Genomic DNA, 26121 nt, shown 5'->3' with positions numbered 1-26121 from the left:
AACGCCGTGATCATCATTGTCGAAGGGACTCGTCGTTCCAGCATCGTTTCAATAATGAGTATTTGTGGTTATGGGTCCCTGCTTTCGCAGGGACGACACCGAGTTTGTTGCGGGGCTCGCGGCGCCCCACCATTTTATTCCCGCGCTGCCTCATATTTATTCAGCCACCTCACGCCGACCCACTACTTTAGTTGTCGTCGACGCATGGCGATCTGCGCGCAGTTTCACTTGCTGCGCATTTTGTCGCGGCTATAGTCCGGCCCCAAGAGCTCGAAGCAGCCGAACAAAACGCAAAAAGAGGAGAGAAACAGGGTGAAAAGAACATCGCGACTGCCTGTTCATGCGATGCAGCAAATCGCCGGAGCGGCCGTGTTGGGCATCTTGGCTGCGGCCCCCAGCGGAGCGCTGGCCGCCGACACCCTCAAGATCGGCGTGATCGCCGAAGCGCAGGCGATTGCCGGCGCGTCGATCCCGCAGGCGGCGCAGCTGGCCGCCGACGAGATCAACGCCAAGGGCGGCATCGACGGCCGCAAGATCGAAATCGTCTCTTACGATAATCACTCGTCCTCGGCGGATTCGGTCCGCGCATTCCAGCGCGCCGTCAACGAAGACAAGGTCAACGTCGTCATTTCGAGCTACATCAGCGAAGTGGTGCTGGCGCTCGAGCCCTGGGCCTCGCGCCTGAAGACGCCGTTCGTCACGCCCGGCGCGGCCTCCAACGAGATCAGCAAGAGCGTTCACGCCGATTACGAGAAGAACAAGTACACCTTCCACGGCTATCTGACCTCGGCGGCGCTGGCGCTTTCGGTCTGCGACGCCGCCAAGGAGCTTCTGGTCGATCAGAAGCACATGAAGACCGCGGTCATCATGAGCGAGGACGCGGCCTGGACCAAGCCGCTCGACGTCGGCTACGAGGAGTGCCTGCCCAAGATCGGGCTCAAGGTCGTCGACCATATCCGCTTCTCGCCCGACACCACCGACTTCACGCCGATCTTCAACAAGGTCGAAGCCGCCAAGCCCGACGTGATCATCACCGGCATCTCGCATGTCGGTGTGCAGCCGACGGTGCAGTGGAAGAACCAGCAGGTGCCGATCCCGATGTTCGGCATTTCCTCGCAGGCCACCAACGAGACCTTCGGCAAGGACACCAACGATGCGGCGGAAGGCGTGCTGTATCAGGGCGTGTCGGGCCCGAACGTCGCGGTGACGCCGAAGTCGGTACCGTTCGCGGAGGACTTCAAGAAGCGCTACGGCAACTATCCGTCCTACGCGGGCTACACCGCCTATGACGAGGTCTACTACATCGCGGATGCGGTGAAGCGCGCCGGCTCGGTCGAGGCCGACAAGATGGTCGATGCGCTGGAGAAGACCGATTGGGAAGGCACCATCGGACGCGTCCAGTTCTACGGTAAGGACGATCCGTTCACCCATTCGATCAAGTACGGCAAGGGCCTGATCACCGGACTGATGCTGCAGTGGCAGGGCGGCAAGCAGGTCGCGGTCTGGCCGAAGGAGGTCGCCAAGAGCGATCTCAAGTTCCCGAGCTTCATCAAGCTCACCACCAACTGACTGATGATCATGCTCCCGGGCCGGTCCCGGGAGCATCGCTATTCAGTTCCGCGTGCTCCACAACAGGCAGCCCTGCTGCCGCGGCCGATTTGAGATGCTTGCCCTACAGATCCTGATCGATGGCTTCGCCATCAGTGCGCTCTATGCGCTCGGCGCGACCGGCTTCACCCTGATCTTCGGTGTCTCCGGCGTTCTCAACCTCTCCCACGGTGCCATCATGGTGGCCGCAGCGGTCGCGGCCTGGGCCGCGGCCAGCGTGCTGCACCTCGACATCTACACCGGCGCGCTGTTCGGCGTTGGCGTGGCGCTGATCGTGTCGTTCGCGACCTATTTCGCGGTCGTCAAGCCGATCCAGAATTCCAGTCGGATCCCCAATGAGGAGAAGGAAATCTTCGTCCTCACCGGCACCTTGCTGTGGGGCATCATGATCCAGGAGCTGATCGCCTATTTCTTCACCAACAACGCCAAGACGGTGCTGCCGATCGTCGAGGGCGTCGTCGATATCTTCGGCAACCGCACGCCGCGCAACAATATCTTCACCGCGCTGGTGTGCTGCCTCGTGATCGGCCTGCTGTGGCTTCTGGTGAACCGCACGCGGACCGGCAAGGCGGTGCTGGCGGCCTCGATGAACCCGCGCGGCGTCACCTTGCTCGGACTCGAGCTCACCCAGATCTACATTGTGGTGTGGGGCATCTACGGCATTTTGGCCGGCATCGCCGGCGTGCTGCTCGGCATGTTCCTCGGCGTCAGCTCCTACAGTGTCGGGCCGCTGACCGCGAGCGCGTTCTCGATCGTGGTGCTCGGCGGTCTCGGCAGCGTCTCGGGCTCGCTGATCGCGGCCTTCGTCGTCGGCTATCTCGAGACCATCACGGCCTACATGATCTCGCCGGCCTACCGCACCATTCCGGCGCTGCTGCTCCTGGTGTTCGTGATGTATATCCGGCCTCAAGGCCTGCTCGGGAGGCGCTGAGATGGCCAATTTCTTCACGTCACGCCTGTTCTTCATCTCGCTGGCCTGCGTGGCGGTTGCGGCGACGCTGCCGCTCTACGTCTCGGGCTACATCCTCGGACTGCTTACCGTCGCGTTCTATTTCGGCGTGTTCGCGATGGCCTGGGACCTGCTGTTCGGCTTCGCCGGCGAGGTCAATTTCGGCCCGACCTTCCTGATCGGTACCGGCGCCTACACGGCCGGCATCCTCAACAACCAGTACGGCTGGTCGGTCTATGTCTGCATCCTGCTCGGCGCGCTGGCCTCGGTGGTCGCGGGCTTCGTGCTGGCGCTGCCGGCGCTGCGGGTGAGGGGACCGTATTTCGGCCTGACCACGCTGGTCGCGGTGCTGATGCTGCAGAACTTCGTCGTGGTGTTTGCCGACCTGACCGGCGGCGAGATCGGGCTCACCATCCCCGACGTCATCACCATCAATGCCGGCGCCAATTACTGGATCGCGCTCGGTTTCATGACGATCAGCGCGGCCATTCTTTACGGCCTGTCGCAATCGCCGGTCGGCCTCGTGCTGCAGGCGAGCGGGCAGGACCCGGTGCAGGCCGGCGCGCTCGGCTTCAACATCGTCAAGCACAAGCTCGCGGCCTTCATCGTCAGCGCCTTCTTCTCGGGCCTGTCGGGGGCGCTGCTGGTGTTCTACTTCGGCACCGCCTCGGTCGGCACCGTGGTCGACGTCGCGGTCGGCGTGAACGTGATCGTCTCCGCCGTGCTCGGCGGCCGGCGCACGGTGCTGGGAGCGGCGCTCGGCGCGATCTTCCTGATCGTGGCCGGCGAATTCCTGCGCCCGACCGGCGAGCTTGCGACCTTCATCGTCTCGGCGGTGGCGCTGCTCGTCGTGCTGTTCTTCCCCGGCGGTTTCCTCGGAGCGGCCCTGTCACGCGAGGCGCGCTCCTGATGGATCAGATTGTGACCAAAACTCCGACGCTCGCGGTTCGCGGCCTGACCAAGCGATTCGGCGGCCTGACCGCGGTGAAGAATCTGAGCTTCGAGCTGCGCCCCGGCGAGATCCTCGGCCTGATCGGGCCAAACGGTTCGGGCAAATCGACCGCGATGAAGAGCGTGATGGGCATCGAGCGCCCGACCGCGGGCGAAGTGCTGTTCGAGGGCGAGAACGTTGCTGGGCTGCCCGCGCACAAGATCGCGCGCAAGGGCTTTGGCATGGTGTTCCAGCATTCGCGGCCGCTGAACCGGCAGACCGTGCTGGAAAACATCATGGTCGCGCTGCTGCCCGACAGCCTGTTCATGCTGTTTCCCGACAAGGCGCTGACCGAGCGCGCCAAATGGATTGCCGAGCGCGTTGGCCTCGGGGCGGTGATGGACCGCCGTCCGCCGACGCTGCCGTTCGCCGATCTGCGCCGGCTGGAATTGGCGAAGGCGATCGCGCGCGACCCGAAGGTGGTGCTGGTCGACGAGCCCTTCGCTGGATTGACCAGCACCGAGGTCGGCGTGTTCTCGCAACTGATCCGCAGCTTCCGCGACGAAGGGCGCGCCGTGATGCTGGTCGACCACAACGTCAAGAGCGTCGCGGCGCTGGTCGACCGCGTGCTCGCGATGTATCTCGGCGAGGAGATCACGACCGGCCGCGCCGAGGACGTGATGAAGAACGAGACCGTGCGGCGGGTCTATCTCGGCGGCGCGATCGAAACCCATGCGCGGCCCGAGACCTCGTTCAAGGACAAGGTGCCGCTGCTGCAGGTCGAGAATGTCAGCGTGCATTACGGCAAGGCGCAGGCGCTGGAGAACGTCTCGATCCACGTCCATGAGGGCGAGTTCGTCTCCGTCGTCGGCCTCAACGGCGCCGGCAAGACCACGCTGTTCAACACCATCTCGGGCTTCCTGCCCTATAGCGGCGAGATCCTTCGTGGTGGCGAGAAGCTGCGCGGCACCGGGCCGGCCAAGATCGCCCGCTCCGGCCTCGTGCAGTGCCCGGAATCGCGCGAGCTGTTCGGCGAGATGACGGTGCGCGAAAACCTCGACCTCGGCGGCCAGCATCTCGACGACGCGGCGCGGGCGAAACAGCTGGCCTGGCTGTTCGAGCTGTTTCCGATCCTGAAGGAACGTCAGGGCCAGATGGCGCAGACGCTGTCCGGCGGCGAGCAGCAGATGCTGGCGATCGGCCGCGCGCTGATGATGCAGCCGCTGATCCTGATCCTGGACGAGCCGACGCTGGGCCTGGCGCCGGTCATCCTCGAACTGTTGTCGAAGGCGCTGGAGAAGCTGCGCCAGACCACCAAGATCACGGTGCTGCTCGGCGAGCAGAACGTGACGTTCGCGCTTCCGCATGCCGACCGCGTCTATGTGCTGGAGCACGCGCGGATCGTCTGGGAGGGCGATCCGGGCCGATTCGCCGCGGAGGCCGGCGCCGATTTTCTCTGAAGTTCCAAAAATTCAAGAACAAGAAAGCAAAATAAGGGAGATCATGATGTCAGGACATTCAACCGCCACCCGCGTCAGCCTGCTGGCCTCGGCGCTCACGCTGTGCCTCGCGGCGCCGGCCTATGCGCAGTCCAGCGATCCGATCAAGATCGGCGTGATCGCCGAGGTGCAGTCGATCGCCGGCGCGGCGACCCCGGGCGGCGCGCAGATCGCGGCCGACGAGATCAACGCCAAGGGCGGCGTGATGGGCCGCAAGATCGAGATCGTCACCTACGACAACAAGAGCTCGTCGGCCGATTCAGTGCGCGCCTTCCAGCGCGCGGTGAGCGAGGACAAGGTGTCCGCCGTGATCGCGAGCTACATCAGCGAGGTTGTGCTGGCGCTGGAGCCGTGGGCTTCGCGGCTGAAGATGCCGCTGATCACGCCCGGTGCCGCCTCTAACGAGATCACCAAGGCTGTTCATAACGACTATGAGAAGAACAAGTACACCTTCCACGGCTACCTGACTTCGGCCGCGCAGGCGCAGCTGGTCTGTGATGCGGCCAAGGAGCTCTTGGTCGATCAACTCAAGTTCAAGTCGGTTGCGATCATGAGCGAGGATGCGGCCTGGACCAAGCCGCTCGACGTCGGCTACGAGGCCTGCCTGCCCAAGGCCGGCCTCAAGGTGGTCGAGCATATCCGCTTCTCGCCCGACACCACCGACTTCACGCCGATCTTCAACAAGATGGAAGCCGCGAAGCCCGACGTGATCGTCACCGGCATCTCCCATGTCGGCGTGCAGCCGACGGTGCAGTGGAAGAACCAGCAGGTGCCGATCCCGATGTTCGGCATCAGCGCGCAGGCACTGAGCCCGACATTCTGGGGCGACACCAACGGCGCCGCCGAAGGCGTGCCCTCGCTCGCGGTGGCGACGCCCGATGTCGCGGTCACGCCGAAGACCAAGCCGTTCGCGGCCGCCTTCAAGGCCAAGTTCGGCACGCCGCCGGCCTATACCGGCTACACCGCGTATGACGAGGTCTACATCATCGCGGAGGCGATCCAGCGCGCCGGCTCGACCGATCCGGACAAGATGGTCACCGAGCTCGAGAAGACCGACTTCGACGGCACGATCGGCAAGATCCAGTTCTACGGCAAGAACGACGAGTTCACCCACGGCATCAAGTCCGGCCCGGGTGCCGTCACCGGCCTTGTGTTCCAGTGGCAGAACGGCAAGCAGATCACGGTCTGGCCCAAGGCCATCGCGGAAGGGAAGCTGAAGTTTCCGGACTTTGTGAAGCTGTCGCAGTAAGCGCGAGGCGCGAAACTGCGCCGTCATTGCGAGCCAACGGGTCGCGCGAACGCGCGCCCGATGACAGGCTCCGCGAAGCAATCCATTCCTCCGCACTGGGATAGATGGATTGCTTCGTCGCTTCGCGCCTCGCAATGACGGCATGGAGAGCAACCATCCCATCTGCTATTTGCGCGTCGGCGGTGCCGGCTGGATCGTGGGCGCTGCCGCCGCGAGCAGCGCGGCGCGATCGCCGTTGCGCGGCGGATAGATGCGCTGCTGGTTGATGGTCTGCTTGGTGAGCTTTGCGGCCGCACCCGTGGTTTGCACCTCGCGATCCCAGCCGGTGGTGTAGAGCGCGCCCCAGGCGCCGAGATCGAGCACGGTCACGTACCAGTCGATAGCGAGCGGCAGCAGTTTTTCGCCGAACAGATCGGCGACCACGTTGTGTCCCGCAAACCGGCCCATCGGCCGCGCGAACTGGCAGGACATCACGGTCGGATGCTCGCCGTCGATCAGGCAGGAAGCGACGTCGCCGGCGGCGAAGACGCCGTCGAGACCCTCGACGCGCATGGTGTGATCCACCGCAAGACGGCCGAGCCGGTCGCGCTTCGCTGGCAGCGCTGCGGCCAGCGGACTGGCGTGCATGCCGGCGCACCACACCACGGTTTTGGCCGGAATGATCTCGCCGCTATCGAGCGTGATGCTGTCGGCGCCGACGGCGCTGACCCTGACATTCAGCCGCGTCTCGACGCCGAGCGCGGCCAGCGCCTCGTTGATGACCGGACGGCCATGCGCGCCGAAGGTCGCGCCGACCACGGGATTGGGATCGATCAGGATCACGCGACGATCGCCTGTAATGCCCGCGCGTGCGAGCTTGGCCGGCATCTCGGCCGCGACCTCGATCCCGGTGAACCCTGCGCCGACCACCGCGACCGTCGAACGCGCCTGCGATGGCGGCTCTTTGCCGAGCGCCGCCAGATGCCCGTTGAGCCGCATCGCCGCATGGTAGGTGTCGACGTCGAAGCCATGCGCGGCGAGGCCCGGGATCTCGGGCCGCGCCAGCTCGCTGCCCGTCGTCAGCACCAGCCGGTCATAGCTCAAATGTTCGGCACCCGCGCTGGTCTTGACCACGACTTCGCGCTTCGCCGCATCGATCGCTTTGATGTCGGCCACCTTATGCCTGACCCCGACCGGATCGAGCAGATCCTTGAGCGGCAGCGCGACATCGCCGAGATCGACCTCGTAATTGCGCACCCGGATGTTGTGATAGGCGTTGCGATCGACGACGAGAATCTCGGTGTTGGTCGCGCGTGCACCGATCTCGTCGCACTTACGGGCCGCACCGAGCGCGGCCCACAGACCGGCAAAGCCGGCACCCAGCACCAGGATGCGCGCCATCTCTCCCTCCGACGTTGCGTCAGAGTGAGCTTGCCCGCGCGGGCGAGGTCAAATCAAGTGGGTGAGGGGTGTGCGATGTGCCCTCAGGTGCCGGGCCGCGACACCTCGGTCTCCTTGCTGGTGATGAATTCCAGCAGCACCGGGACGCCTTCCCTGGTCTTCTGGATGCCGCGCTTGATCGCGGGGATGATGTCTTCGGGCTTCGTCACCCGCTCGCCATAGCCGCCGAAGGCACGGGCCATTGCGGCGTAATCGCCGGAGATGTCGGTCGAGCGGTATTTCTCGGTCGAGATCGGCATCACCTTCAGCTCGATCGCCATCGAGAAATTGTTGAGCAGGATCGACATGATCGGAATCCGCTCGCGCACCGCAGTCTCGAAATCCATCCCCGTGAAGCCGATCGCGGCATCGCCCCAGACATTGATGCAGAGCTTGTCCGGTTTTGCGAGCTTCGCGCCCATCGCAAGGCCAAGTCCATAGCCGAGCTGCGTGGTCTTGCCCCAGCCGATATAGGACAGCGGCTCGACCGACTTCCAGAACGGCGAGAGCTGGTCGCGCGGGCTGCCGGCGTCATGTGTGATGATGGTGTTGTGGATGTCGACCGTGTGCTGCAGATCCCATAGCACCCGGTACGGATTGAGCGGCGCGTCGTTGTGCGTCAGCTTCGGCATCCACTTGGCTAGCCATTCCTTGTGAGACGCGGCGATCTCTTCCGCGACCGCGCTTGCGTTACGGTCCGCAGTCACGGTCTTGCCGATCTCCTCGAGCAGCGCGTCGAGCACGAGGCCGGCGTCGCCGACGAGGCCGATCCTGGCCTCGACATCCTTGTTGATCTGGTTCGGATCGAGCGTCGAATGGATGATGGTCTTGCCGTTCGGCATCGCGATGCCGAACGATGTTTCGGTGAACGAGCAGCCGATGCCGAAGATCACGTCGGCGTCGGCCAGAAATTTCGGCACTGCGCGCGGCACCGCGAGGCCGCCGGAGCCGAGCGACAGCGGATGCGTCTCGGGGAATGACGACTTGCCGCCGAGGCTGGTGGTGACCGGGATCGCGAGCCGCTCGGCGAGGCGCTTCAACTGCGGCCAGGCCTTCGCGTAGTGCACGCCCTGGCCGGCATAGATCACCGGACGTTTGGCGTTGACGAGCAGGGCGGCGGCTTCCTTCACATGGACAGGGTCGGCGCCGTAGCGGGTGCGCAGCACCGGCGTATAGTTGAGGGGCTCCGGCACCTCCTCGTTCCACATGTCGGCGGGGATCTCGACGATCACCGGCCCGCCGCGGCCGTTCTTCAGTTTGGTGAACGCGCGGCGGAAAATGTTACAGACCTCCGCGGCGATGTTGATCGGCTCCGAGGACTTGGAAAACGCCTTCATCGCCTGGCTGGAGTTGAAGTTGGGATCGATGTTCGCCAACCGGCGCGCATAGCCCATCGGCAGCACCAGCACGGGTACGGATTCGCCATAGCATTGCGCGACGCCGCCCATCGCATTCTCGGCGCCCGGACCGTGCTGCATGCAGAACGCGCCGATCTTTTCGCCCGAGGTCACGCGGGAGATCGCGTCCGCCATATGCACGCCGATGCGCTCCTGGCGCACCATCACGGGGCGGATGTCGGCACTGGCGGCGTATTCGATCAGGTGGTTGACCGGGTAGCCCGTGAGGATCTCGATCCCCTCGCGCTTCATGATTTCCGCGATCGCGGTGCCGAGCTTCATGGCGGTCACTCCCTTTTGGATGCGGCCGGTTCGTTCCGGCCTCGTTGTCGTCCTGTCCGATAAAGGAACAGGATTCCGCCGACCGGTAAAGCCGAGCTGCGGGCCGGATCGGGTAGTCCTGATATGCGTTTACGCCCAAACGCGGCCGGACGCCCCGCACCGCGGCCCCCTGATGCAGGCAAAACTGGCAGCGAGTTTCTGTGCAACCCTTAAGCGATCGTTCATCGTGTCCATCAATGGGCCGTCAACCAATGTGGCCTAGTTTTGCTGGCATATTACTACGGCGCGGGAGACAAAGCCGCGAGCGTCGGACAGGAGCTTTTCATGCGCGGGTTGCTGGCAAGATTTCTGCGGGACGAGGTCGGGGCGACGGCGATCGAATACGCCATCATCGCCGGCGGTATCAGTATCGTGATCGTCGCCGGCGTCAGGGGCATCGGCACCAGCGTGAGCGGCCAATTCAGTGCCGTCAGCTCGGCGTTCAAGTAGGCGCTATCAGTAAGCGCCGAGAGACACCGCTTCATACATTCCCGCTTCAGCCGCCGCCGTCTCCATTCAACGCGCGAAGCATCGCGATGCGCGCGAACATCAGCCAGCGCGCCGCTTACTGGACGTCCTCCGATAATTTCATGATGTCGTCGGCGGCCTGCTGCAGCGTCACCGGCGCGCCGCGGCGTCAGCCCGCCTTCTTGCGCGCCGCGGTGCCTTGCGCGCGCGTTGCCTTCTCGGCCTTCTTCGGCTCGGGCTTGACGGCTTCCTTGGGCTCGCGCTTGCCGCTGCCCGAGATCGGCAGCAGCATTTCGCGCTGGCCCTCGATGCGCTTCTTCGGCTTCTTGCCCTTCGCCGCCTTTGCTTCCGCCTTGGCAGGAGCGGCCTGCTTCTCGTTGGCGAGACTCTTCTTCAGCGCGTCCATCAGGTTGATCACGTTGCCGCTGGCCTTTGCCGCGGGCTTGGCGATCTTGATGCCGTTGCGCTTCTGGTTGATCAAATCGATCAGCGCCTGCTCGTAGCGGTCCTCGAATTCCTCCGGATCGAACTCGGCGGACTTCTGCTCGACAATGTGCTTGGCGAGATCGAGCATGTCCTTGGTGATCTTCACGTCCTGGATGTCGTCGAAATATTCCTTCTCGCTGCGCACCTCATAGGGGTAGCGCAGCAGCGTGCCCATCAACCCGTTGTCGAGTGGCTCGAGCGCGATGATGTGCTCGCGGTTGGTCAGCACCACGCGGCCGATCGCGACCTTGTCCATGCTGCGGATGGTCTCGCGGATCACCGCAAAGGCGTCGTGGCCGACCTTGCCGTCGGGAACGAGGTAATAGGGGCGGATCAGATAGCGGCTGTCGATCTCGCTGCGCGGCACGAATTCGTCGATCTCGATGGTGCGGGTCGAATCCAGCGCGATGTCGTCGAGCTCTTCCTTGGTGACCTCGATGTAGGTGTCGGTGTCGACCTTGTAGCCCTTCATGATGTCGTCGGTTGAGACTTCCTCACCGGTTTCCGCGTCGACCTTGGCGTATTTGATACGGTGGCCGGTCTTGCGGTTGATCTGGTTGAAGGAGACCTTTTCGGTATCCGACGTCGCCGGGTACAGGGCAACCGGGCAAGTCACGAGCGAAAGGCGCAAAAAGCCCTTCCAGTTGGCGCGAGGGGCCATAGGGAAACTCCGATTACGCAACCGACGGAACGGTCAAGGATAACACCGGGAACCCCAGTTTGAAACAACACGGCCCGGGGAATCTCGTAACGGCGTTAACCGTAGCTTCGGGCTGCGCCCGTTTGACGCGGCGGCGGGACGGCCGTCGGACCGCTCGGAACACCACTCCAGATCACGCGTTGCCCTTGCGAAGGGGGAGCGGCAATCGCCGGAATTACAGGCACTTAAGCAATGAGGTCGCGATGGCACTGGAACGACACGGTCAGATCATTGAAACCCCGACCGAGGCGCGCCAGGCCGAGCCTGGACCTTCGGTTCTCGCGCTGCTCACGGCCTCGACGGGGCTCGCCGTGTTGATCCTCGGCGTGGTCTGGTTCGCCTTCTTCCGCGTGTAGCACTGCTCTCCCGCATCCGAGGGCTCCAATGTTAGGCTGGGACGCAGGCTAGAGCGGGCGCGCACTGCGCCCCCGCGAGAATACGTGCGGTCGGTCACGCTTGCGTCCGGCCCGGCCTTCGAATGCTGCGATCGTTGAAGTCACATCCCGGATCACGCCGCGTGGAATTTCTTCGACGATGGCTCGCGGCTTCACGAGATTTTGCAGTGGTGATCTGTGATGTGCGCGGCGAATTGCTGCCGCGGCGCGTCACGAGATCATCGAAATTGACTGCTAGCTGATTTGAATCAGATGCGCCTCGAGCTTGAGATGTTCTATCGGCAGGAAGAAAAAAACTCGTTGTTGGTGCGCCTCAGGGAGAAAAGCGTATCAGGCGTCTTCGTCGGGCTGACGGTGCTGGCGATGGCGGGGTGGATTTATCTTCTCAGCTCGATGTTTCTCAAGTTCATGCTGTGGTGGTTCTCCTGAGACGTTTGTCTCCCGCGAAGATCGTACGCGAGAACGACCGTAGTTGCAGCTGACCATTGCTGCGCCGTTTGATTGCACAAAAATTCCAGCGGCTGAACAATCTTTCGGCGCGCATAATCATGATGTCGTCACAACTCGGAATGTTAGATAACATTCGGACTAACATGGACGACTGTGATGCTTTCTCCCGTTCTGATTCTTGCGGCGGCGTTCGTCGCCGGCTTCTTCTCCGGTTTCGCCGCGCGCTCGTGGCGGTCGCGCAGGCGCCGCGCGCAATATCGGATCTATGCGCCGTATGTGGCGCCATCAGCTGCGAAGCCGTCGAGACGAGAGCAGCCAGTTACCGCGTTCGGCCACATGCGCCGCGCATTCTAGCGGGCTAGTTCGATCGAGGTAGCGCGACAGTGGGGTGAGTTGGGGGTAGCGGGACAACATGCAATCGGTCATCGTGTTCCCGTCCGTGCGGCAGGCGGGTTGGTCGTGTGCCAGCGCCCCGTCTGATCCTGTCGCCGGCCCCGAGGATCGCAAGGGAACTTACGCAACATGAGTGATCTCAGGGGGCAATCGCCCAGGCGATATGTCGTCGATGTCTGTGGCCGGCGCGTGCTGGTCGGTCTCACACTTGAAGAGACGTCGGAGTTCGAGGGTCTCGACTCCTCGCTTCCGGTGCTGACGGATCGAGGAGACCAGGGTTTGCAGCCGTTGCCGTCAGCCGGCGAGGGGCGATGGCTCGAACTCTACGACAAGCACGACAAGGCCTGGATCAAGTGGAAGGCTGATCTCAGGCCGAGCACGCAGGCAATTCACCCATTTTTAACTAAGACCGGGCGATTCTTGGCCTATCCTGCCTGAATGGGCCCGAACCGGATACTGACAGATGTTTCAGCTGTTTTTGCGGTCTCGCGCGCATGACTTGATCAGATCGCGGCGCGGCGAGGAAGGTTTCAAGGCCCGCTCGGCCGAGCGCGATGCCGAGACCGATCGCGCCCGGATCGGATCGATCATGGCCGCGATCGAAGCCGCGTTGCAGGCGGCCGAAAGCGAGCAATCCGGCCTTGGTCGCCGTGTCGACGATGTTCTGGCCCGCGCCGCGGTGACGCTTGGCAACGGCACCGACGAATATCTGGAACGCGAGGCGCTTGACAACTATCACCAGGACCTGTTTGACGCCGAGATCTCCAACGGCCAGCGCCGGCTGAAGGAACTCGCGACCGAGATTGCGCACTTCAAGTTCATGAAGGCTGCGGTGCTGAGCCGCTTTCCGGACTATAAGGCTCCGGCCGCCAGCAACTGACGCGCGCCTGCGGCGGTAGGTGAAGGCAGCGGCTGCGTGTGACGGCGCATTCGGCCTGGTCCGGCGCAAGGCGAAAGGCACAGGCACAACGTGATGATCGCAGGCAATCTACTCGTCACGGGCTGCGCCGGCTTTATCGGCTTTCATCTGGCGGAGCATTTGCTGCGTGCAGGGCAGCCGGTCATCGGCATCGACAATCTGAACGGCTACTATGATCCGGCGCTGAAGCGCGCGCGGCTCGATCTGCTCAAGCAGCACCGCGGCTTCACCTTCCTGGAACTCGACCTCGCCGATCGCGCCGGGATGAAGGCGCTGTTCGAACGTTATCGCTTCGAGGTCGTGGTGCATCTCGCCGCGCAGGCCGGTGTGCGCTATTCCCTGCAGAATCCGCACGCCTACGTGGATTCCAATCTCGAGGGCTTCCTTAACATCCTCGAGGGCTGCCGGCATACCGCCTGCCGGCATCTGCTGTTTGCGTCCTCGTCGTCGGTCTATGGTGCCAACACCAAGCTGCCGTTCTCGGTCCACGACAACGTCGATCATCCGGTCAGCCTGTACGCCGCGACCAAGAAGGCCAACGAGCTGATCGCCCATTCCTATAGCCATCTCTATCGCATACCGACGACCGGGCTGCGGTTCTTCACCGTGTATGGGACGTGGTATCGGCCGGATATGGCGCTCTACGCGTTCGCCGACGCGATCACGCAGGGAAAGCCGATCCAGCTGTTCAACAACGGCAACATGCGGCGCGACTTCACCTATGTCGACGACGTGGTCGAGGCGATGGTGCGGTTGATCGGCCGCCCGCCGGAGGGCGACGTCAACTGGTCGGGAGCACATCCAGATCCGGGTTCGAGCAAGGCGCCCTGGCGGGTCTACAATATCGGCAACTCGCGGCCGGAAGAACTGATGCATGTGGTGGCGCTGCTTGAGCAGGGCTTCGGCCGGCAGGCCGAAAAGCAGTTGTTACCGATGCAACCAGGGGATGTTCTGGAGACGTCGGCCGATGTCTCCGACCTGGAGCGCGAGATCGGCTTTCGGCCGCAGACGCGGATCGAGGATGGCATTGCCAGGTTTGTCGCCTGGTATCGGGCCTATCACGACGTCGACCGGACCTGAGCGCGATCAGATCCGGTTGAATAGTCATCATGCTTCGAGCGCCTTGCTTGAGCACGACCTCCGCGCAAATGCGTCCCGCGTTCGTCGCGAGGGGAAAACCGCTTCGCAGTTTTCCGGATCATGCTTTAGTACGCTCCTTGCGAATCCGGGCTCGAGAAAAAAAGCTGGTTCGGCCTGGAACGGAGTTCGGCAATGAGAGTTATTATTGGTTTTGCGGTTGCTTCAGCCGTGACCATCATCTCCGGTGCAATCGTTCCGGCGTACGCGATCGACGCCCAGGTCGCACGGGCCTGCGATGTTCTGGTCGCGAGGGCATTTCCACCGCGACAGGCGGGAAATCCCGCTTCCGGCAGCGCGAGGGGCGGCGCGAAGGATCAGCGGGACTATTTCAACAAGTGCGTCGCCAATGGCGGCAAGATGGACGACGACACGCCTCCCAAATCGAAATAGTGCGCGATCGCACCGCGCGTCGCGAATTAGCGATGCTTATGGCGTTGGCGGCAAGCTGCCGTTCATTGGCGATGGTCGTGCAACGCGCTTGTGCAATTCCGGACACGAAACGCAAACGCCCTCGCTGCAGTTGTCGAGCCGAACCGCTGCTGATCCTGAATTGGAATGGCATTGTCGCGTTCGGCCCTCGTTGAGACGAATCTTGTGTATGCCGGCGTGAAGCGTCGAAGCTTTCTGTCGTATCGCCGGAGCCGCTCAGAACGCGTCAAATCAGGCGATGAAATCAGACGATGCCTCAGATATCTGCAACGGTTCGAAACATTTTGCGATCCGTGCCGATGGCGGCGCTCGTGTGGCATCCATGCTGCTCGGTTCAACCTGTTATGCGCAGAGCGAATCCGATTGATCGGCAGCAGCAGATTTAGTGTGTGCACGCTGCCTCTGGTGGAATATCTGGTTCGAGGCGGAGCGCCTCTTCAAGCTGCGAGCCTTTGACGCGGCGACATTGTGGTAAGCGGCCAGGCACGCGCCGATTTCGACGGCGATAGCTGCGATCAACGATCATCAAATGATTTCATGCTCTTGCTCGCGCCTGATGATCGGCGCCGACTGTGCCGTTTCGCCGCGCGTCGCATCGCTGCCGCGGACATCCCGTCGCGACGACACAATGCGGCCATCGATTAAAGGTTTCGCGATCAGGTTGTGGAACCAAATTGGGAAAATTTCTGTCAGAGTGACATTGGTCGCAAACCTGCCCCATTAGCCGCATTCCATGTGCGCGATCTAACTCTGTCATCGAAACTTCAATCACATCGCTCATACCCTTAACTCGCAGAGCGAGGGCGCGCCATGAAGCAGCACAAGATTCAACATTTGCATCGGCCGATCGAAGAGGCGTTGCTCGCGACCAATCAATCGCTGCGCAACGAGGTCGTTGCGCTGATGCTGGATATCGCTGAGTTGCGTGAAATTCACGAGCGCTCGATTGGTTCTCGTTCGTTCGGTGTATCCCGTGAGCAGACCAGCCCGCGCGCCGCGTTGCGCCGGGTTCATCGCTGACATTCGTCCGCGAATTCCTCGCCGAGCAGTTGTCGCCCCTTCCGCGCCGCCATGGCGACGGCGGCGGCTTGTCCGTGATCACGAATAATTCAATTTAAGATAGAGCAGCGGATGGACCCGAATGACTTCGGGTCCAAGCCGGTTCGTGGGCCGCCGCCGGCTTCCGGACCATTCCTGTTTTGCGTTTGAGAGGAGGGTTGGAGCGGTCAGTGCTCCCGCGGCACAGACTTGTGCACCCCGACATCGGACAGACGCTCGCGCAGGATCCAGGTCTGCAAGACCAGCTCGACTGCGGTATGCCGAAGCTCGAAATTCTCCGCGACGAGGCGTTCCAGGGCGTCGGCCGCCTCGCCGGATGCGGATTGGTTCCCCTCGAAGACCTTGAGACGCGCCATGGTGTCGATCCTCGCAAAATTGTTGATCAGAGGCGGGCTCTGACAAGCGTCAGCACAGAATAGTTCGCGGATGGTCGGGCGGTCGTGGTTCCGCCTGATGGCTTCGGGTGAGAAAGCGCCTAATTGATAATTCGTGGATCGAGCTAGGAACGTTAGGTCTCGTGAAAATAATCCTCAAATATGTTGAAACCCTCATGACACCTAACGTCTTAGTAACTACCGCTGCGCGTGCGCGCCCGCAAGCTACCGGACGTGAAGGTCGCGGGATAAATTTGTTAGAATTTTGTGAAACTCTCACTTGACTGGCGGCGTGGATATCACAGCGAGGCATGATGCACTCACAATCTGCCGAAGGACCGATTGGATATTCTCACTTGTGAATGCAAACAGTGCGCCAGTTATCCAGATCAAATTCTCATACGCAGAAAGTCGTATAACTTTTCCTGTCGGATCGGTTTGGCGGAGGAATATCGCTCAATTATTTCGGTAAATACCTTGCAGCTTCGGCGTTTCTTCGCAAAATGCGCCACTGCCGACGGCAAGTTCGAGGCTCCCGAAAGACCCCCGGGAAATCCTCAATTTGAATTTCCTGTTGCATTTACATAGCTTATAGGCCATGCGATTATTGCTAATCTAGGGGGCAATGAGATGACCAATGAGGCGTCATTCGACTGACGAGATCAGTTCCAAGGTCAAGCAGGCCGAGGAACTCATGGCGCGGGGGCAGTCACAAGCCCAAGCGTGCAAGGTGCTGGGCGTTAGCGTGATGACATTTCACCGCTGGCGCAAGCAGGAGGCCGCGCGCGGCCACCAAGCGAACGGTACTGTTACCGAGTTCGCTGCTCACACCGAAGATCGAGATGGAATTCCCCCTGTCCGTAACCGTATTGACGAATTGCGGCTGGAAAATGAACGGCTGCGCCGGATCGTGACCGACTTGCTACTCGAGAAAATGAAGATCGAGGAGAAGCTCGCGCTCAGATCCAGCGGCGGGAACGGTTTGCCCCGCCGTGGTGAAGTCCAGAGCTGACGAAAGCTGATCTGTTAATGGATACGTGAGGGCCTGGGCGCCAGCAGCAGCTGGTCGCTCAGGTGCGCTTTCTCGGACCGTGCGCGCAGCTCTTCGAGGATTGGACGCAGTCTGGCCTCTGCGAGGTCCAGACCTTTAACGATATCCTGATTCGGCATTTCAGCCGGAAAGCGCGCCGATCGCAACTTTGTCTCGACTGCCTTGACCAGCACCTCGATGTCGTCGCGGTGCTGGCCGGCGACGAGTTCGGCGCCCATCAGACGGATCAAGTGAAGGAGGGCCACCAGCGCGGCCTCGGTTTCGCCAGCGGATTCAGTCATGGACGCCCTCTGCCTGATATTGCCGGCAGGCCTTGCGAGCTCGCGACCTGCCTGATAATACACATTCGAATTGTTAACACGAATGTTAATTCCCGATGACCGACCTTTCTGACGCTCGATTAGCGAAGGTACCGGTTAACTTCGGCGCCTTCTCGTTCGCCTTTGCATCGCTCGAAGCGTTTGCCATCGCCTTCGAGATGGTCATAGTCGTGCTGTCCAGCATCATTGGCGGCGCGGCCTATCATCTGTTTTACTACCACACTGTTTATAGCAACAGCTTCGAGGGTTTTCTAGGGATCGGGGTTCTCGCCGCCATCCTTCACATGTTCGTGGCTAAGTCGCAGGGCCTCTATAACGCGCAGGTGCTCGCCGGCCTCGACCGGCGCTGGAACAGTCTGCTCGGCGGCTGGCTGCTGGTCGTCCTGCTGATGACCTTGATCATCTTCCTCCTGAAGGTCGGCTCCGGCATCTCGCGCGGGTCGGTGATGTCATTTGGCCTGATCGGCGGCCTTGGGCTGGTGGCCGGACGGATGCTGCTACAGGCGCCGCTGCAACGCGCGATCGACCGCGGCATGCTGGCGACGCGCCGCGCGGTCGTGGTCGGGATGGCGGACGAATTGTCCCGGGTGCGGCAATCGAGCCTGCTGCGCGATTTCGGCCTCAGCGAGGTGCGACGGGTGCAGCTTTCCGGATTGTCCGACGACGCCGGCGATCGGGCGGCCGTCGCCTCAGCCATTCGCGCGGCACGGGAGTGCGGCGCCGATGAAATCATCCTGGCGATGCCCTGGCAGCAGGAGCCGCGCATCCAGTTCGTCTGCGATCAACTGCGGGCGTCGCCGCTGCCGGTGCGGCTGCTGCCCGATCGGACGGCGGAGCGATTCCTGGCGATGCGGATGGTGGCGACCGGGCCGATACCGACGCTGGAAATGCAGCGCTCGCCGTTGACCCCGCTCGAGCGTGCCGGCAAGCGCCTGTTCGACATCGTGGCATCCAGCGGCCTGCTGGTGCTGTTCGCGCCGCTGTTGATCGGAACGGCGATCGCGATCAAGCTCGACTCCAGAGGACCGGTCCTGTTCCGGCAGCGCCGCAACGGATTCGACGGCAAGCAATTCACCATCCTCAAATTCCGCTCGATGCATGTGCTCGAGGATGGCGATGTCATCACGCAAGCTCGCGCAAACGACCCGCGGCTGACCGGGATCGGCGCAACGTTGCGCCGCCGCAGCATCGACGAATTGCCGCAACTGGTGAACGTGCTCCGCGGCGACATGTCGCTGGTCGGGCCGCGGCCGCACGCGCTGGCACATGACGACAAATATTCAAAGCTGATCGCAAGCTATGCGCAGCGCCAGCACGTCAAGCCTGGTATCACCGGTCTTGCCCAGGTGCAGGGACTGCGCGGCGCGACGCCTGCGATCGAGGACATGCAGCTGCGCGTCGCGCACGACCAGATCTACATCAAGAGCTGGAGCTTCATGCTCGACCTGCGCATCCTGCTGCGCACCGTCGGTGCGGTGCTGCGGCACAAGGGGATTTGACGGTCGGGTATCTGACAGGTTGGGCATCCGGCGACCGCCCGCTTGCTGACGCGCATTACTCCGGAATGCTCTGGTTGGCGTCCTTGAATTCCGCCTCGATGATGCGCCGGTTGGCATCGGAAGCGACGCGATAGGCCTGGCCGATCGCGCCCTTCAGCTCCGGTGCGCGGGTGAGGATCAGGCGGATCTGCCGCTGCAGCAGATCGACCAGCTCCACATCGCGGGTGGTGTCGACCTGCGCCAGCAGGATCAGGCGCGGCGCGACCAGGTCGCTGCGGTTGAAGCCGGTGTAATAGGACATCTTCAACGCCTTTGACGCGGTCGGGTTCAGCCAGTCGAACCGTCCGGTCGCTGAGGCGAGGCCGAACCAGGCGCCGGCGTCCATCGGCGAGAGCCGAAGCGCGCGCGTGAAGGCGGCCTCGGCCGCTTCTGGAGATGTCTGCAATTCGCTCCAGCCGTCGCGCAGCCACAGCTCGCTCCTGATCACGCTGATCTCGGCAGCGAGCGAAGGCTTGCCGCGCAACGCATCGGCGGCGAGCCACCAGGCCGACAATGCCAGCGTCGCGGCGCCGATCAGGACTGCAGCCGGCACGAATGCCGGCGACAGCTGCCGCGCATACCGGTCGATCCCGTCAGCCATCGTGTTAGCCATCATGTTTAGCCATGGCGCACGGCCCGGTTGCCGGTCATCAGCAGGGTTCGCCGCGGGCCTTCCAGCTTGACGCAGGTCAGGCGGCCGGTCGCGTAGGCGCCGGTGTCGACATTGATGCGGTTGCGCAGCAGCTCGGCCTCATGCACCGGCGTATGGCCGTGGACCACGACCTTGCCGAAATCATCTTCCGACATCAGGAAGTCGTCGCGGATCCAGAGCAGGTCTTCCTTGCGCTGCTGGTTGAGGGCGACGCCGGGCCTGACGCCGGCATGCACGAAAAAATAGCGGCCGCAGGAATAGCTGATCGGCAGCGAGCGCAGGAAGGCGAGATGGGCCGGCGGCATCTGCCGGACCAACTGCTGGGCCAGCGCCCTCCGTTCCGCGGCGTCGGGATTGGGCGAGGGCGTCAGTCCATAGGACATCAGCGTTTGCAGGCCGCCGAACTGCCGCCATTGCGCCAACATGTCCGGATTGACGAGAAACTCCAGCAGGCAGGCCTCGTGATTGCCGAGCAGACAGACCATGCTGCGGGTTCGGCGGCGTTGATCGAGCATGGCGATCACCTCGCGCGAATCCGGTCCGCGATCGATGTAATCGCCGAGGAACACCTGGATCGGCCGCGCCGGTCGGAACTTACGGATATCGGCATCGATGCGCGCGCAGATCTCGTGCAGCAGGTCGGCATGGCCGTGGATATCACCGACGGCATAGATGCAGATCTCGTCGCCCTCGTCATGTTCGAGGTCGCCGGTCTGGCCGACAATCCGCCGGAGGAGATTGCGCATCTGTCGTCTAGCTCACCTGCAACCGTGAACGGCTGATCCGCTGTGCCAGTCCTGCTCCGATCACGGCTCCCAACACGATCACTCCGGGCAGCGCCGGCAATTCCGGCAAGGTGAAGGCGGCAAGCGCCAGCGTCAGCAACACGGCCGCCGCCGCCGCGGGATAAGACCAGTCACGGCCGCGATTGCGTGCGCCGGCCGTGAACGCCGCGATACCAACGATCGTAACCGCGAGTAGAGTCCAGAACATGGCGGAGCCGAACTGCGCGATCAAGGCGGCGGCGCTGGTCGCCACCACGGGCCGCGAGGTTACGCCTTGCCAGTCCATGTAGGTCGACGCCAGCGTGGCCGTGGTGCCGGCGCCACTGCCGAGCGCAGGCAGGTCGGCCAGCAGGGTGTGGGTCGATTGCACGAGGTCGGCCGGTGCCTGGACGAAGGCTGTGGCAAGCGCGACATCGGGGTGACGGTTGGCGACCGCCGTCGCCAGCGCAATCAGCGCGATCGCTGTGGCCGCGGCTGCGCTGCTCCGGCGGTGCAGATGAAGTTTTCGCGCGGCGAAGGTCATCAGGACGAGCGCGATGCCCGCAGCGAGTGCGATCGCGGCGCCGCGTCGGCCATACCAGCAGGCACTGAGGGCGCAGAACGCTGCGCTGGCAGCGAGCAGCCAGCGCAGCCGCGCCAATTGCGCCGCCGTGCGGCCATCGGCGTGTCCGCCGCCATCGAGCGCGTGCGCGAGGCCGAGCGGACCGCCAGCGAGAACGATCACCAGGAATCCGTTCGCCGTCTCATCGGGCGCAGCACCAAGCCATGCTTTGATGGGATCGCTGTGCAGCAGCAGGATGATCGCTGCGACCGCGGCTGTCGCTGCGATGGTACGGGCCACCCTGTCGGCGCGGCGGGCATCGATCGCGATCGCGGCGGCGGTGATCATGATCGATAGCAGCAACAACCAGAGCAGCAGCGCGCCCAGGCTTGCACCGGTGTCGATCGTGATGCTGCCGCTGAGCGGCGCCCCCAGCGTTTCGCCGGCGAACTTCCACACCGGATGCGCCCAGAACGTGAGCGGAAGCATTTGCGCGATGATCCAGAGCACCGGCACAAGCGCCGCCGCAAACGCTGACCCGACGACCGATTTCAGGAAGGACAGCTCACCTGGACGGATCGCCGTCAGGCTTGCCAGCAGCCCGAGCGACGTTGCGGCGCCGACGAGACCGGTGGCGAGCGATGCGTCGATGAGACCCACCGGAATCGACGCCCCGATCAGGATGCAGAGGAAAGCCGTGACGTTCCACACGAGAGGGGCAAGTCCTGAGGAGGGTGTTCCTGCGGAGGATGAGAAACGCAAGGCAGCGGGATGCCCCGGGCTCGCCGCGAGGTCAATGGAAATCGGATACGCCAAATGCGGCGGCGTTGTGCCGCGCTAATGGGGGCGGCGCAGGGCGAGGCGTGGCGTCGAGGTGCGCGACCAGCGCGACCGGACCAGCGGTGCGAATGTGCTGGCGAGATATCCGCCTTGCAGCGACACGATGGCGGTGATCATGAGCAGCAAGGTCTCAGACCACGCGAGGCGCGCGGCGCCGACGGCGGCGAGCAGCATCAGCTCCGCAAGCGTCACGGGCACCAGCATCAGACAGTGCTGGCGCAGTCCGAGAACGGCGCCGCCGATCAAATTACCAAGGAAAACAAATAACATAACCAGACCCTGCGCCCGCATCCTAGCGGGCCGGGTCCTAAACCGGGGTTAACCCGATCGTCGCAAAACCGTCGGCATAGTGCCGATCGATGCGCGCACGGCAAGTGGTGTGTTAATTGATTAACATTCAGAACGGGCGCAGGTCGCCGTAGCTGTAGGCGGCCCAATAGTCGCGGCCGCCGTATGGTCCGTAGGCGCCGTAGAGCGGCGCGCAGGAATAGCGGTCGGGGCAACCGTGCCAGCAGACCCGCTTCCACTGGCAGACGTCGCCGTGACAATATTGCAGCCGCTGACAGTTGCCGCTGACGCGCTGCACGGCGCGCGGGGCAGGGGAAATGCCCAGTTCGGCGGCCAAAACGCCTGTGCTGCTAAGTACGCTGCCAAGCAGCAAGGCGGCGGTTCCCAATGCGATCGCCAGTGGGTTCATGCGGGCCATCGAACTCTCAATCGGTTAACTCAACCATCTCATTCACAGATAACGGGAACATCACACGAAATCAAAGCCGGAGTGGCTTGCGCTGGGCCTTTGTCTTACGGCGGCGCGCCGGTGTCGCCGAATTGCCTCACCTTGCTAACATTATTTATCAATTGCGCCGCAATATATCGCGGAACCTTGTGATTGTGATAATCGGCGTGTTACGGCACGGCCGGAGTATTTGAATGTCGCGTGCGAATTTCATTCGAGTAATGTTATTGCTTGCGGCCGCCTGCTGGGTCGGCGGATGCCATTACATGCCGACCAACGGTCCGACCAGTTCTGATGTCGTCGCCGGACAGAAGGATCCGGAAAGCCTGCCCTATGCGATGGTGAAGATCACGCCGCAGGTCGAGAACGTGCTGGCGTCGTTCGCGCCGCAACTCGCCGGCGGCATCCAGGGGCCGCCGCCCAAGGACATCCATTTCGGCATCGGGGACGTCGTCAGCGTCACGATCTTCGAGGCCGCCGCCGGCGGTCTGTTCATTCCGGTCGAGGCCGGCGTGCGTCCCGGCAATTACATCACGCTGCCTAACCAGAATGTCGATACCGACGGCAACATCTCGGTACCCTATGCCGGCGCGATCCGCGCCAAGAACCGCACCCCGACCGAGGTGCAGCGCTCGATTGTCGATGCACTGAAGAATCGCGCGATCGAGCCGCAGGCAGTCGTTGCCCTGATCGAGCAGCGCACCTCGCTGATCTCCGTGCTCGGCGAGGTCAATACCCCGAACCGCTTCCCCGCCAACGCCGCGGGCGAGCGCGTGCTCGACTCGATCACCCGCGCCGGCGGTCCGAAAGGGCAGGGTTTTGACACATGGGTGATGCTGGAGCGTGATGGCAAGCGGACGACCGTGCCGTTCGGCCAGCTGGTCTACGAGCCCAAGAGCAACATCTACGCGCATCCGGGCGATACCATCTACGTCTATCGCGAGCCGCAGACCTTCGTCGCCTTCGGCGCCTCGGGCGCGCAGGGCCAGTTCAATTTCGAGGCCTGGCGCATCTCCCTCGCCGAAGCCGTCGCCAAGGCGGGTGGTCTGAACGATTCTTCGGCCGATCCAGCCTCGGTGTTCGTCTATCGCGGCGAGCTGCCGGAGGTGGCCGCCAAGCTCGGCGTCGACGTCAGCAAATATTCAGGGCCGATCATTCCGGTCGTCTACAACATCAATTTCCGCGATCCGGCCGGCTATTTCCTGGCCACGCGTTTTCAGTTGCGCAACAAGGACGTGCTCTATGCATCGAACGCGGCGTCGGTCGAGGACGCCAAGCTCATGCAGCAGATCCGCCTCGTGACCGCAACGGTGAACGATCCGATCGTGGCCGCCTACAACGCAACATTACTTCGTAATTCGATCAAGCTTGCGCCCTGATACTGGGGCGTGAGCCGGGCCGGCCGGCTTCATGACACGTCTGCGATCAGCTTCCGGCTCAAGCGAGGCCACGGCATTGCCGTGGCCCGTGCAATGGTCGTCGTGGCTGTTCTGCGCCGTCGTCGCACTGGCGCCGCTGCCGCTCGGCTCGGTCGGTGTCGTCGCGCCCGCGATCTGGTCGATCCTGCTCGGCATAGCACTGCTCGGCGTGCTGCCGATGCGCTTGCGCGGCAGCCAGCTCGCGATCCTCGCGGTGGCGGCGCTGCTGACCGCGCTCGCCATGTTGATGCTGCACGAGCAATCGGCACAGCGGCCCTGGTTCGGTGTGGCGCCGAACGCGCTGTGGGCCGAGGCCGGCAAATTGCTGCCCGCCGAGCTTCCGCGGGCGGCGTCGATCGCGACCAACCTGCCGTTCTATTCTGCCGGCGTCGGGATCGTCTGCCTGCTCAGTTTTGCCGTCGCCGTCGTGCTCGGAGCCGATCGCACATTGGCGCGCGGGCTGTTACGTGCCGTGGCGGTGGCCGGCTTGGTCTACGCGATTACCGGCATTGTCACCTTCGCGATCGATCCCGCGCGGATCTATTTGCTTCATGAGAAGCAGGCGCATCTGGAGTGGCTGACGTCTCCCTTCGTCAACCGCAACACGGCGGGCATCTATTATGGTTGCTGTGCGCTGATCTGGCTGTTGTTCGGTTGCGAGCTGATCGAGCGGCATATGCCGTCGCGCCGGGCCAGTCTGCCGCGCCTGTTGGCGCGCCTCGATATGCCGGCACGGCGCCGGCTCGCCGGCGATGCGTTCGGCTGGCTCACTTGCCTCGTCGCGATGTTTCTGACCGGATCGCGCGGCGGCGTCGGGATATCGCTGCTCGCTGCTGTTGTCGCGGCCGCGCTCCTGTTTCGCAAGCGGATGCCGCGACGCTATGGCCTGATCGTGGCGCTTGGCATCGGCAGCCTGGTCGCGCTTGCACTGTTGCAACTTCTCGGCGGCGGCGTTGGCGCGCGCTTCAGCACGATGGGCCTGTCGGACGAGGGACGGTTCTCGACCTATCGTGCGACGTTGCGGATGATCTGGGACCATCCCTGGCTCGGCAACGGTTTTGGGAGCTTCGAATGGGTCTATCCGGCCTATCGCACCGACGACATCTCGTTGCGTGGGACCTGGAACCGGGCGCACAACAGCTGGCTCGAGCTGGCGTCCGACGGCGGAATGTTAATGGCCGGCGCGGTCATGATCGCGCTGCTCACAGCATTCGGCGTGCTCGCGCATGGCGTGCGGACCCGCCGCCGCGACGTGATCGTGCCGCTCGCGGCGCTGTGCGCCTCGGCTGCCGGCGCGCTGCATTCGATGATCGATTTCTCGCTCCAGATCACCGGCTACGCCGTTGTTATCGCCGCCTTGCTTGGGGCGGGCCTGTCACAATCGTTCCGCTCCGGCAGGGGCATCGGCAGCGACGATGACGCCGGTGTTATGGTCGGGTCCGCCAATTAACGCTGATTCCGCGTCGTGCCGGGGGCCGTGGCCGGGCAGGGGTTTTAATTGGCGCGATAACTCTGACTATGCTAACGAACTGTTAGTATTCGTTAGGGAGATAGCAGTGTTCACATTTGAGCGATCCGGCGGTTTTTCCGCCTCGCACCTGGCGGTTTTGGTGATGTTGGCGCTCGCGGCCCCCGTCGGCGCTGCGATGGCGGAAACGCCTGGCGGGCTGATCCAGCTCCCCCAGGCGGTTTCGAATTTCAAGGCCAATCCCGAACAGTTGCTGAGCCAGTTTCCGAACGCGGGCGTGGAATTGACTTCGCGGGCGCGCGATTACGCCCTCAGCGATCCGACGTCGCTCGATCCGCTCATTGCCCTGTTTGCCAAGGCAAGCAAGGACCAGAAGACGGCGATCGCCGCCGGTCTTGCCCAGGCCGCGCGCATCGTGGTGCGCAGCAACCAGCCCTACGCGACGCGGATCCAGCAGGCGATTGCCGATACCAAGGACCTCGACACCGTGATGGCATTTGCCGCAGCGTCGGGTGATAGCGGCACCGCTGCAACCGGTGCCGGCGGCGCGGGCAGTGCCGGCGCATCCGGCGGCCAGACCAGCGCG

Annotated in this window: 29 protein-coding genes; 19 read left to right on the top strand and 10 right to left on the bottom strand. The window is 63.2% G+C overall.

Going from position 1 to position 26121, the window contains the following annotated elements; translation table 11 throughout:
* The first annotated feature begins 345 nt into the window (after positions 1-345).
* The 5 genes from H8A95_RS28765 to H8A95_RS28745 all read left to right on the top strand — a co-directional run bounded on the left by H8A95_RS28765 (position 346) and on the right by H8A95_RS28745 (position 6236).
* Positions 346-1569, top strand: a complete 1224-nt coding sequence (locus H8A95_RS28765) for an ABC transporter substrate-binding protein (protein ID WP_229186279.1) — start codon at positions 346-348, stop codon at positions 1567-1569.
* 94 nt (positions 1570-1663) lie between these two features.
* On the top strand, positions 1664-2539 hold the full coding sequence (locus tag H8A95_RS28760; RefSeq protein ID WP_229186278.1) for a branched-chain amino acid ABC transporter permease: 876 nt from the start codon (positions 1664-1666) through the stop codon (positions 2537-2539).
* A gap of 1 nt (position 2540) precedes the next feature.
* Complete coding sequence (locus H8A95_RS28755; protein ID WP_229186277.1) at positions 2541-3467, top strand: branched-chain amino acid ABC transporter permease; 927 nt, start codon at positions 2541-2543, stop codon at positions 3465-3467.
* Entirely contained in the window at positions 3467-4948 is a 1482-nt protein-coding gene (locus tag H8A95_RS28750; RefSeq protein ID WP_229186276.1) for an ATP-binding cassette domain-containing protein, read from the top strand. Before H8A95_RS28755 ends, H8A95_RS28750 begins: the two co-directional genes overlap by 1 nt.
* Positions 4949-4991: 43 nt before the next feature.
* On the top strand, positions 4992-6236 hold the full coding sequence (locus tag H8A95_RS28745) for an ABC transporter substrate-binding protein (protein WP_229186275.1): 1245 nt from the start codon (positions 4992-4994) through the stop codon (positions 6234-6236).
* 165 nt (positions 6237-6401) lie between these two features.
* Here the strand turns inward: H8A95_RS28745 and H8A95_RS28740 are convergent, their stop codons facing one another.
* Both H8A95_RS28740 and H8A95_RS28735 read right to left on the bottom strand, forming a co-directional pair.
* Positions 6402-7616, bottom strand: a complete 1215-nt coding sequence (locus H8A95_RS28740; RefSeq protein ID WP_229186274.1) for an NAD(P)/FAD-dependent oxidoreductase — start codon at positions 7614-7616, stop codon at positions 6402-6404.
* Positions 7617-7699: 83 nt separating this feature from the next.
* A complete protein-coding gene (locus tag H8A95_RS28735) occupies positions 7700-9334 on the bottom strand; it encodes a thiamine pyrophosphate-requiring protein (protein WP_229186273.1) in 1635 nt (544 codons plus the stop codon).
* Between the two features lie 324 nt (positions 9335-9658).
* On the opposite strand from H8A95_RS28735, the gene H8A95_RS28730 reads away from it, so the two are divergent.
* On the top strand, positions 9659-9823 hold the full coding sequence (locus H8A95_RS28730) for a Flp family type IVb pilin (RefSeq protein ID WP_229186272.1): 165 nt from the start codon (positions 9659-9661) through the stop codon (positions 9821-9823).
* Positions 9824-10010: 187 nt separating this feature from the next.
* Here H8A95_RS28730 and ku read toward each other — a convergent pair whose 3' ends face one another.
* Entirely contained in the window at positions 10011-10988 is a 978-nt protein-coding gene (gene ku, locus H8A95_RS28725) for a non-homologous end joining protein Ku (protein WP_194455389.1), read from the bottom strand.
* 242 nt (positions 10989-11230) lie between these two features.
* Here ku and H8A95_RS28720 point away from each other — a divergent pair, with 242 nt between their 5' ends.
* From H8A95_RS28720 to H8A95_RS28685, 8 genes are all read left to right on the top strand, one after another.
* A complete protein-coding gene (locus H8A95_RS28720; protein ID WP_229186271.1) occupies positions 11231-11383 on the top strand; it encodes a hypothetical protein in 153 nt (50 codons plus the stop codon).
* A gap of 309 nt (positions 11384-11692) precedes the next feature.
* Positions 11693-11851: a hypothetical protein gene (locus H8A95_RS28715; protein ID WP_165445790.1), complete on the top strand. Its 159-nt coding sequence runs from the start codon at positions 11693-11695 to the stop codon at positions 11849-11851.
* 177 nt (positions 11852-12028) lie between these two features.
* The gene (locus H8A95_RS28710; protein WP_229186270.1) at positions 12029-12226 is read left to right on the top strand and encodes a hypothetical protein; all 198 of its coding nucleotides are present in this window, start codon (positions 12029-12031) and stop codon (positions 12224-12226) included.
* Positions 12227-12394: 168 nt separating this feature from the next.
* On the top strand, positions 12395-12703 hold the full coding sequence (locus H8A95_RS28705; protein ID WP_229186269.1) for a hypothetical protein: 309 nt from the start codon (positions 12395-12397) through the stop codon (positions 12701-12703).
* A 25-nt stretch (positions 12704-12728) separates the two neighbouring features.
* Positions 12729-13145, top strand: a complete 417-nt coding sequence (locus H8A95_RS28700) for a hypothetical protein (protein ID WP_229186268.1) — start codon at positions 12729-12731, stop codon at positions 13143-13145.
* A gap of 93 nt (positions 13146-13238) precedes the next feature.
* Positions 13239-14264 (top strand): NAD-dependent epimerase, encoded by a 1026-nt coding sequence (locus H8A95_RS28695; protein WP_229186267.1) that lies wholly within the window; start codon positions 13239-13241, stop codon positions 14262-14264.
* A gap of 192 nt (positions 14265-14456) precedes the next feature.
* Positions 14457-14714, top strand: a complete 258-nt coding sequence (locus H8A95_RS28690) for a hypothetical protein (protein ID WP_229186266.1) — start codon at positions 14457-14459, stop codon at positions 14712-14714.
* Between the two features lie 849 nt (positions 14715-15563).
* Positions 15564-15773: a hypothetical protein gene (locus H8A95_RS28685; RefSeq protein WP_229186265.1), complete on the top strand. Its 210-nt coding sequence runs from the start codon at positions 15564-15566 to the stop codon at positions 15771-15773.
* Between the two features lie 206 nt (positions 15774-15979).
* Here H8A95_RS28685 and H8A95_RS28680 read toward each other — a convergent pair whose 3' ends face one another.
* On the bottom strand, positions 15980-16168 hold the full coding sequence (locus H8A95_RS28680; protein ID WP_229186264.1) for a hypothetical protein: 189 nt from the start codon (positions 16166-16168) through the stop codon (positions 15980-15982).
* Positions 16169-16823: 655 nt separating this feature from the next.
* Between H8A95_RS28680 and H8A95_RS28675 the strand changes: the two genes are divergently transcribed.
* Positions 16824-17198, top strand: a complete 375-nt coding sequence (locus H8A95_RS28675) for a helix-turn-helix domain-containing protein (RefSeq protein ID WP_229186263.1) — start codon at positions 16824-16826, stop codon at positions 17196-17198.
* A gap of 14 nt (positions 17199-17212) precedes the next feature.
* Here H8A95_RS28675 and H8A95_RS28670 read toward each other — a convergent pair whose 3' ends face one another.
* On the bottom strand, positions 17213-17518 hold the full coding sequence (locus tag H8A95_RS28670) for a hypothetical protein (RefSeq protein ID WP_229186262.1): 306 nt from the start codon (positions 17516-17518) through the stop codon (positions 17213-17215).
* 95 nt (positions 17519-17613) lie between these two features.
* On the opposite strand from H8A95_RS28670, the gene H8A95_RS28665 reads away from it, so the two are divergent.
* Entirely contained in the window at positions 17614-19056 is a 1443-nt protein-coding gene (locus tag H8A95_RS28665) for an undecaprenyl-phosphate glucose phosphotransferase (RefSeq protein ID WP_229186261.1), read from the top strand.
* Positions 19057-19111: 55 nt separating this feature from the next.
* Here H8A95_RS28665 and H8A95_RS28660 read toward each other — a convergent pair whose 3' ends face one another.
* The 5 genes from H8A95_RS28660 to H8A95_RS28640 all read right to left on the bottom strand — a co-directional run bounded on the left by H8A95_RS28660 (position 19112) and on the right by H8A95_RS28640 (position 22610).
* Positions 19112-19696, bottom strand: coding sequence for a tetratricopeptide repeat protein (locus tag H8A95_RS28660; RefSeq protein ID WP_229186260.1), 585 nt, complete (start codon positions 19694-19696; stop codon positions 19112-19114).
* A gap of 17 nt (positions 19697-19713) precedes the next feature.
* Positions 19714-20493 carry a metallophosphoesterase family protein gene (locus H8A95_RS28655; protein ID WP_229186259.1) on the bottom strand — a complete coding sequence of 260 codons (780 nt, stop codon included), beginning with the start codon at positions 20491-20493 and terminating at the stop codon, positions 19714-19716.
* A gap of 7 nt (positions 20494-20500) precedes the next feature.
* Positions 20501-21784, bottom strand: coding sequence for a hypothetical protein (locus H8A95_RS28650; protein WP_229186258.1), 1284 nt, complete (start codon positions 21782-21784; stop codon positions 20501-20503).
* Positions 21785-21910: 126 nt separating this feature from the next.
* A complete protein-coding gene (locus H8A95_RS28645; RefSeq protein WP_229186257.1) occupies positions 21911-22204 on the bottom strand; it encodes a hypothetical protein in 294 nt (97 codons plus the stop codon).
* 106 nt (positions 22205-22310) lie between these two features.
* Positions 22311-22610 carry a hypothetical protein gene (locus tag H8A95_RS28640; RefSeq protein ID WP_229186256.1) on the bottom strand — a complete coding sequence of 100 codons (300 nt, stop codon included), beginning with the start codon at positions 22608-22610 and terminating at the stop codon, positions 22311-22313.
* Between the two features lie 305 nt (positions 22611-22915).
* Here H8A95_RS28640 and H8A95_RS28635 point away from each other — a divergent pair, with 305 nt between their 5' ends.
* The 3 genes from H8A95_RS28635 to H8A95_RS28625 form a co-directional block, all read left to right on the top strand.
* A complete protein-coding gene (locus H8A95_RS28635; RefSeq protein ID WP_229186255.1) occupies positions 22916-24028 on the top strand; it encodes a polysaccharide biosynthesis/export family protein in 1113 nt (370 codons plus the stop codon).
* A gap of 31 nt (positions 24029-24059) precedes the next feature.
* Positions 24060-25517 carry an O-antigen ligase family protein gene (locus H8A95_RS28630; protein ID WP_229186254.1) on the top strand — a complete coding sequence of 486 codons (1458 nt, stop codon included), beginning with the start codon at positions 24060-24062 and terminating at the stop codon, positions 25515-25517.
* Positions 25518-25623: 106 nt separating this feature from the next.
* On the top strand, positions 25624-26121 hold a 498-nt coding region (locus H8A95_RS28625; protein WP_229186253.1), incomplete at its 3' end, for a hypothetical protein.

The sequence above is a fragment of the Bradyrhizobium oropedii genome, assembly GCF_020889685.1.
In the GTDB taxonomy this organism is placed as follows: domain Bacteria; phylum Pseudomonadota; class Alphaproteobacteria; order Rhizobiales; family Xanthobacteraceae; genus Bradyrhizobium; species Bradyrhizobium oropedii.
This window is presented reverse-complemented; position numbering and strand designations above follow the sequence as displayed.